At 44.6% G+C, this 6,328-nt stretch carries 8 protein-coding genes; 5 read left to right on the top strand and 3 right to left on the bottom strand.

Annotated elements, in window-relative coordinates:
- Positions 1-522: 522 nt before the first annotated feature.
- The 4 genes from QUA13_RS26170 to QUA13_RS26155 all read left to right on the top strand — a co-directional run bounded on the left by QUA13_RS26170 (position 523) and on the right by QUA13_RS26155 (position 2,610).
- The gene (locus tag QUA13_RS26170) at positions 523-786 is read left to right on the top strand and encodes a hypothetical protein (protein ID WP_333203223.1); all 264 of its coding nucleotides are present in this window, start codon (positions 523-525) and stop codon (positions 784-786) included.
- Positions 787-923: 137 nt separating this feature from the next.
- Entirely contained in the window at positions 924-1,361 is a 438-nt protein-coding gene (locus QUA13_RS26165) for a hypothetical protein (RefSeq protein WP_333203221.1), read from the top strand.
- A 42-nt stretch (positions 1,362-1,403) separates the two neighbouring features.
- On the top strand, positions 1,404-1,805 hold the full coding sequence (locus QUA13_RS26160; RefSeq protein ID WP_333203227.1) for a DUF3226 domain-containing protein: 402 nt from the start codon (positions 1,404-1,406) through the stop codon (positions 1,803-1,805).
- Positions 1,806-1,971: 166 nt separating this feature from the next.
- Positions 1,972-2,610 carry a histidine phosphatase family protein gene (locus tag QUA13_RS26155; protein ID WP_333203219.1) on the top strand — a complete coding sequence of 213 codons (639 nt, stop codon included), beginning with the start codon at positions 1,972-1,974 and terminating at the stop codon, positions 2,608-2,610.
- 42 nt (positions 2,611-2,652) lie between these two features.
- Here QUA13_RS26155 and psaK read toward each other — a convergent pair whose 3' ends face one another.
- A complete protein-coding gene (gene psaK / locus QUA13_RS26150) occupies positions 2,653-2,913 on the bottom strand; it encodes a photosystem I reaction center subunit PsaK (RefSeq protein WP_333203217.1) in 261 nt (86 codons plus the stop codon).
- Positions 2,914-3,146: 233 nt separating this feature from the next.
- Between psaK and QUA13_RS26145 the strand changes: the two genes are divergently transcribed.
- A complete protein-coding gene (locus QUA13_RS26145) occupies positions 3,147-4,364 on the top strand; it encodes an acetate kinase (RefSeq protein WP_333203215.1) in 1,218 nt (405 codons plus the stop codon).
- A 58-nt stretch (positions 4,365-4,422) separates the two neighbouring features.
- Here the strand turns inward: QUA13_RS26145 and QUA13_RS26140 are convergent, their stop codons facing one another.
- Both QUA13_RS26140 and QUA13_RS26135 read right to left on the bottom strand, forming a co-directional pair.
- Entirely contained in the window at positions 4,423-4,830 is a 408-nt protein-coding gene (locus QUA13_RS26140; RefSeq protein WP_333203213.1) for a hypothetical protein, read from the bottom strand.
- Between the two features lie 18 nt (positions 4,831-4,848).
- Positions 4,849-6,328: CHAT domain-containing protein (locus QUA13_RS26135; RefSeq protein WP_333203211.1), on the bottom strand; the 1,480-nt coding region annotated here is incomplete at its 5' end.

Genomic DNA, 6,328 nt, shown 5'->3' with positions numbered 1-6,328 from the left:
ACCCGGCTGTCCCGTACTTAGGGTGATAAATCGATCTAATCATTCGTAGGTTGGGTAGAGCATTGCAGCCGTATGAGCTACACCGAAGGTTCGTGTAGCTGTGTTCATTTTGTTACGCTTCGGATAGGTTTTCTCCCAGTATCAAATTACTCGGAAACTGAGTGATCTCCTACAGTAGATTTACGTAAACTACCCGGCTGTCCCGTACTTAGGGTGATAAATCGATCTAATCATTCGTAGGTTGGGTAGAGCATTGCAGCCGTATGAGGTACACCGAAGGTTCGTGTAGCTGTAGAGACGTTGCACGTGCTGTAGAGATTGATATGTACCCTTTGTTTCGCCTTTTTATGGGGCTGCTTTTTGTGCGATCGGCCAATAATATCATGTCTGTTAGCATCGGTCACGCTTGGTAACGGCGGGTTTTGACGAAAAGTTGTTTGTTTGATGAAACAATTGTCGGCTAAACCCGCCCCTACGCAACTGATACAACCGGACACGATATAACTTTTGCATACCATTCAAATGTCTTACAGTGATTTTACCTTAAATCGGGTTGCAAAAGACTTTAATTTGACGATTTCCGAGCGTTTTGATATCTTTGCGGAACTTCCAGAATTAGCACCCAGCGCTTTCCTGCAAGAAACCCTGCGCGATAATATCGCTTTAGCACTTGGCAGCAATACAGAAAAAGCGCGATCGGAATTAATTATCGATCCGATTCTGGTGGAACTCAGAAAACAGTTAAATTATCAAATTAGCTGGTTTTATGAATCGATTTTAGTGTAGATGCCAGTAAGGGATTAAACGGCAGTTGTGATTTTATTATCAGTAGATCGCCGGAACTGTTATTTGTCAGTGCGCCTGTTATAACTATTAATGAGCCAGCAGAAATTCCAGAAGACGAACGATATTTTTTCAAACAGATGTCAAGCCGATCGAATAAATACCATGGTCAAATTAAAGCGGATTTAAGATATTTAGAACCGGGTCAAAAATTATTCTATCGCGCGATCGCCTCCATCCGAGGAATAGTAGAAACCGAACAAACAGAGATCGATCGCAACCTGCAAACTACCATAGCCGTAGTAGGTGCAAGAATAGGTGCAGCCGGAGTAGTAGCAGCTAGCGCCCCATACTGGATCGAGGAGAAACCGGGAGTAATAAACATTAATGAACAATTCAGTTTGAGCGCCTTTGCTACCTTCATGTTAATTATCTTTCTGAGCTTAAGTGCAGGCTTGTTAACTTGGGTGATTGCTAATAGTTTGAGAAAGTGGAAACGCCATAATAAAAAAAGTAAACTGCAAGGCAAATTAACCCAAAATCAAGCTAGCTTAGCCCAGGAAAAAGTGCCGATATGAAAAATATATTTCATTTAAAAAAGTTTTAGTGAAACAAAGTTAATCACTACTTTAAAAGCTTTAGAAGCCGACCTGCAAAAAATAGATATAGAAAAAATTGGGCTAATTCTTGATATTGAAAACTATTCCGAGCCAGAGCGGTTAGAATGGGTAAATAAATGTATACAACAGGTGTTTAAATCTAAAACTTTGTCACGCACTAAACAATTTATAGATATTTGTGGAGATAATGGAACAAATGCAAAATTGGCTTGTTACTTTACAAATGTTGGAGGTAAATGCGAACTAGAAACGCTTTTAAAGGCAATAAAGGCTAGAGAATCTCCTCATGCTGATTGTTTGAATAGCTGGAAAACTTGCATAGAAAGCCAGGGAAAGCAAATTAACCAGAAAGGTTTTGATAAATTCTGGGTGAGCATCTATCTCAGGTATGATACTTGCTAAATTCAGGAACAGAAACAAGCTGGAAGGAAATGCAGTATGTCTGGGTTTGATTATGTTATGGAACAGAAAAAAGATATTTGGGATTGGGATAATCCTGCACTCGATGATTTGAAGGAGTTTTTTAAACTCTTTTGCTAACATAGTAAAATTCACACACAATTAACTCATGAGCTTAAAAATCTACTTTGTACGACACGGTGAAACGACTTACAGCAAGACTGGCAGTTTCTGCGGCCATATCGACCCAGAATTAACGCCCGTAGGTACTCAAATGGCAGAACAGTTTGGCGCCACTTACGCAAAATTGCCTTGGAATGCTGTTTATGTCAGTCCGATGAAACGAACTATTGCTACTGCAAAACCTTTGTGCGATGCTGTGGGAATTGAAATGCAGCTTCGCGACGGACTGAAGGAAATTAATTACGGTGAGTGGGAAGGCAAAACAGTAGAAGCGGTCAAAAAAGACTACGAAGAAGATTATATTAATTGGCTGACTGAACCTGCTTGGAATGCACCGAATGGCGGCGAGACTTCCGTGGAAATTGCTAGCCGATCGTCCTTAGTTATCGCAGAAATTGAGGAAAAGTACAAGAGCGGTAATGTTTTGGTTGTCTCGCACAAAGCGACTATTAGAATTATTCTGTGCAGTCTCTTGGGGATTGATTTGGGACGTTATCGCTATCGCATTGCCGCGTTAGCAGCTTCTGTCAGTATTGTCAAGTTTGATGTTCGCGGGCCGCTGCTGGAGGTTTTGGGCGATCGATCGTACATGGACGAAAACCTCCGCAATTTACCCGGTACTTGAAATTGCGGGTAAGGTGCGCTGGGCGCACCCTAGAGTCTGAAACTAAATCGCACCGAGGTAAGACAATCCTAAAATCGTACCTGTTCCCAGAATATGACCGAAGCAGAGACTTCCCACAAGTGCACCCAAGCTCAAGCCGCCGAACAGATTCGATGAGGGCGCGGCTGGGCCTGTGTGAGGATTTTTGATGGTTGATTTGCCGAAAGCAATGGCTGCAATATTGCAAATAATCATAATTAAACCGATCTCGGGGCTCCACTCTACGGTTCTGGCGACAGTGGCAAGTAAAATTGGTGTAAACATCGATCGTCGGCTCCTTAAACTTTAGTAAATGAAAATCTGCATAGAAGATATATCAAAAAAATGCAACTGTTAGCTACAGATTGCATTAACAGTTAATTTTTCGACATTTTTCTTAATAATTTTCCCAGGATCTCAAGATTTTTTAGTCCCCCTCTGCTGGGACGAAAGTTTGACAAAACGCGATTTCTATCGCCTAGCGATCGAAAGAATGAATCAACAGGACATAATAAAGCATGAAAATACTGGTGTTAAATGCGGGTTCTAGCAGTCAAAAGAGCTGTCTTTACGAGTTAAACGATGTCCTGCCCGATCGACCTTTGCAACCTCTCTGGGAGGCTCAAATAGACTGGACTCACCAGCAGGGTATAGCAGAGTTGAAAGTCAAAACAGCAAAGGGCGATCGGCTTGAAGAGGAGTTTACCTCAGACTCTCGCCAAGCTGCTATTTCTCGAATGCTGGAGACTCTTTGGCGGGGAAAAACTCAAACCATTAATGATTTAAAGGAGATTGATATTGTCGGCCACCGCGTCGTACATGGCGGACAAGACTATCAGCAAAGTACGTTGATTTCGCCGGATGTTAAAGAGGCGATCGCTCGTTTATCTCTGTTTGCCCCCGTACACAATCCCGCCAACCTCGAAGGCATCGAAGCCCTTGAAAAAATCCTCCAAAATGTGCGGCAAGTAGCAGTATTTGATACAGCTTTTCACGCGCAATTGCCGCCCGCTGCGTTTGTTTATCCCGGCCCCTACGAATGGCTCGAAAACGGGATTCGCCGCTACGGTTTTCACGGCATTAGCCATCAATATTGCGCTCGCAGGGCTGCTCAACTTCTGAACCGCGATTTGGCTGATTTGCGGCTGATTAGCTGTCATTTGGGCAACGGATGTTCTCTGGCGGCGATTCGCGGGGGCGCGAGTGTTGACACGACGATGGGATTTACGCCTGTGGAAGGTTTGATGATGGGAAGTCGATCGGGTTCGATCGATCCTGGGATTATAATTCATTTGTTAAGGCGAGGGGATTTAACTTCTGAAAAATTAGATAATATTCTCAATCGTAATTCTGGTTTAAAAGGGATTTCTGGGGTATCTAGCGATATGCGGCAGATTGGAGATGCGATCGCCCAAGGTAATGAAAGAGCTCAACTTGCTTTGGATATTTACATTCACCGTTTGCGCGCCGGAATTGGTGCAATGCTGGCGAGTTTGGGAGGGTTGGATGCTTTGATTTTTACGGCGGGAGTTGGGGAAAATTCGCCTGTGGTGCGGGGTGCGGCTTGCGAAGCTTTTGGATTTATCGGGTTAAAATTGGATGGGGAGAAGAATCAACACTCGCCAGTTGATGAAGATATTGCGACAGTGGATTCAGCGGCGAGAGTTTTGGTAATTCACACGCAGGAAGATTGGGAAATTGCGCGAGAATGCTGGAAACTTTACTCGCATTTGTAATAATTCGATCCCATAGCCCCCTTAATAAGCAGTAGGGGGAATCGAGAAGATTGTAGACTCACAAACAAGGCTTAGAAATCGCACTAACAAAGATCGCCTCAATTCGAGGCATAGTAGAAATAGAGCAAGCGCCGATCGATCGCGAGAACCAAATCGAACTCCGCAAAAGCGAGCAAGCAGAGAAAAAGCGAGACGCTCGCCTAGAAAGAAAAATTGGGGCGATCGGCGTCGGTTTAGCAACAGGCGGCATCGCAGAATCTAGCGGCACAGACAAACTCTTCGAGACTCTCAAAAACCATCCCGCTACCGCACCCTTAACAGCAGTATTGCATCCGTTTATATTTTCCTTTTTTCTGAGTTGTGCGATCGGTATCTTCGCAGGTGCGATCGTTTGGTGTTGGACTAGGCGCAAAAAGTAGCCATTAGTCCGCAGAGGCGGACTTCGTTTGTATAGGATCGGTTTCAACCGCCGAGTCCCTTGGAATCACCAAGGACTCCCAATCATCACAAAAGCTGACCAATAATAAGGATGCGACAACTTTAAATCGGCAAACCCTTGCAGCGAAGTCGGCAACTCCACCCCCTCACCCCGACTTGAACCCCGCAATCTGCCGCCCTCCAAACGCACATCTCCCCGCAACATCGCAATTTGGGCTTGTCGCAGCGCCGCCCCCTTAATTCGCGCCGTCTTCAACTGCTGGTAAAACTCACTCATCAATCCCAAAGTACCTTCATCTGAAACGTACCACAAACTCCCCAAAGCCGTTTGCACCCCGGCTTGCAGCGCCAACCCCCCAAAACCCAACTCTGCCTGTGCATCTCCCACCGCAGTCCGACAAGCACTTAAAACTAATAAATTCACCTGCGGATCATTCAATCTCAAATCCCGCAATTGATCGAGTCGCAATCGACTATCCCACAACTGAATAAAAGAATTATTCGGCGCCCCCGGTCGAAATTCGCCATGAGTAGCTAAGTGAATAATTCCAAAAGGCCGACTTTCATGCGATCGCTTCAAATTATCCAAAGTGAAACCCTCATTCAGAAAACTAACTCCCGGCCACTCTCTGGAAATAGCCGCTATTTCAGCAGGAACTGCAGGCAAAGGATTCAACTCGGAAAATTGCGACGCACCCATTGCTAAAACTTGAGAATTTCTGATATCGACGTAGCGACTATCTGTTAAATTAATGCTGGGCATCAGGCTGAGATTGTACTTTTCCACCAAAAATTGCTGGCCGTCGTGCAAAGCAGCAAAGGGCATACCTCTCAAACCCCGATCGACAACAAAGGAAATAGTATCCGTTTCGCAGCTTTTCAAACTGTCCTCTAAAGGCGCAATCATCCACTTATAAAGCTGTTGGGCAGATGGTAGATAACTCGTAGTACCCCGCACGCCCGGTTTGGTAATCTCACCCCTGAACTCATTTACAACTTTCAGCAGTTCTTGCCGGTTCGCGGTCGGTACGCTTTTGTGAACAACTTCACCGCAAGAAGTTATTAGCATTAAATTTAATTTTTCCGGTTGCGAGAACAGATAAATTAAGCTGGGTTTCGTGCCAGTTTCTTTGCCCACGGATGCTAACTTTTTTTGAATTTCCTCTGGGGATACCAACTCGTCGCTGATGTTGATGCCGAAATATTCCTGGAATTCTTGGCTGAAAGATTTGTCCAGCAGAGACAAAGCTTCCGATATTTTCCCTACCTCCAAATTTCTGCCGATGTCGCCGCGAAATGCTGACTGAATAACAGAATCTCTGATATTTGAATTGATGAAATTTCTCAGTTCTCTGGGAAATTGCATTCTTTCGGGCGGCATCCTGTCTCTCGGTTTTCCTATATCTCGCGATATTCTGTTTTGGTTCTGCCGCTGTTCGCGACTAAAGGGTTGGTTGGGATCGAAAAACAAGGATCGCCCTCTATCAAATCGCGATCTATCCCTTGGTAATATTGGCGGTGGATTT

The organism is Microcoleus sp. S28C3 (assembly GCF_036700785.1).
GTDB lineage: Bacteria > Cyanobacteriota > Cyanobacteriia > Cyanobacteriales > Microcoleaceae > Microcoleus > Microcoleus asticus.
The sequence above is the reverse complement of the archived record's forward strand: the minus strand, read 5'-3'. Positions and strand labels throughout refer to the sequence as shown.

What these genes read in the sequence shown, in the direction of transcription:
- QUA13_RS26170 (WP_333203223.1), top strand. Translation starts at nt 523, where the DNA reads ATGTCTTACAGTGATTTTACCTTAAATCGGGTTGCAAAAGACTTTAAT.
- QUA13_RS26165 (WP_333203221.1), top strand. Translation starts at nt 924, where the DNA reads ATGTCAAGCCGATCGAATAAATACCATGGTCAAATTAAAGCGGATTTA.
- QUA13_RS26155 (WP_333203219.1), top strand. Translation starts at nt 1,972, where the DNA reads ATGAGCTTAAAAATCTACTTTGTACGACACGGTGAAACGACTTACAGC.
- psaK (WP_333203217.1), bottom strand. Translation starts at nt 2,913, where the DNA reads ATGTTTACACCAATTTTACTTGCCACTGTCGCCAGAACCGTAGAGTGG.
- QUA13_RS26145 (WP_333203215.1), top strand. Translation starts at nt 3,147, where the DNA reads ATGAAAATACTGGTGTTAAATGCGGGTTCTAGCAGTCAAAAGAGCTGT.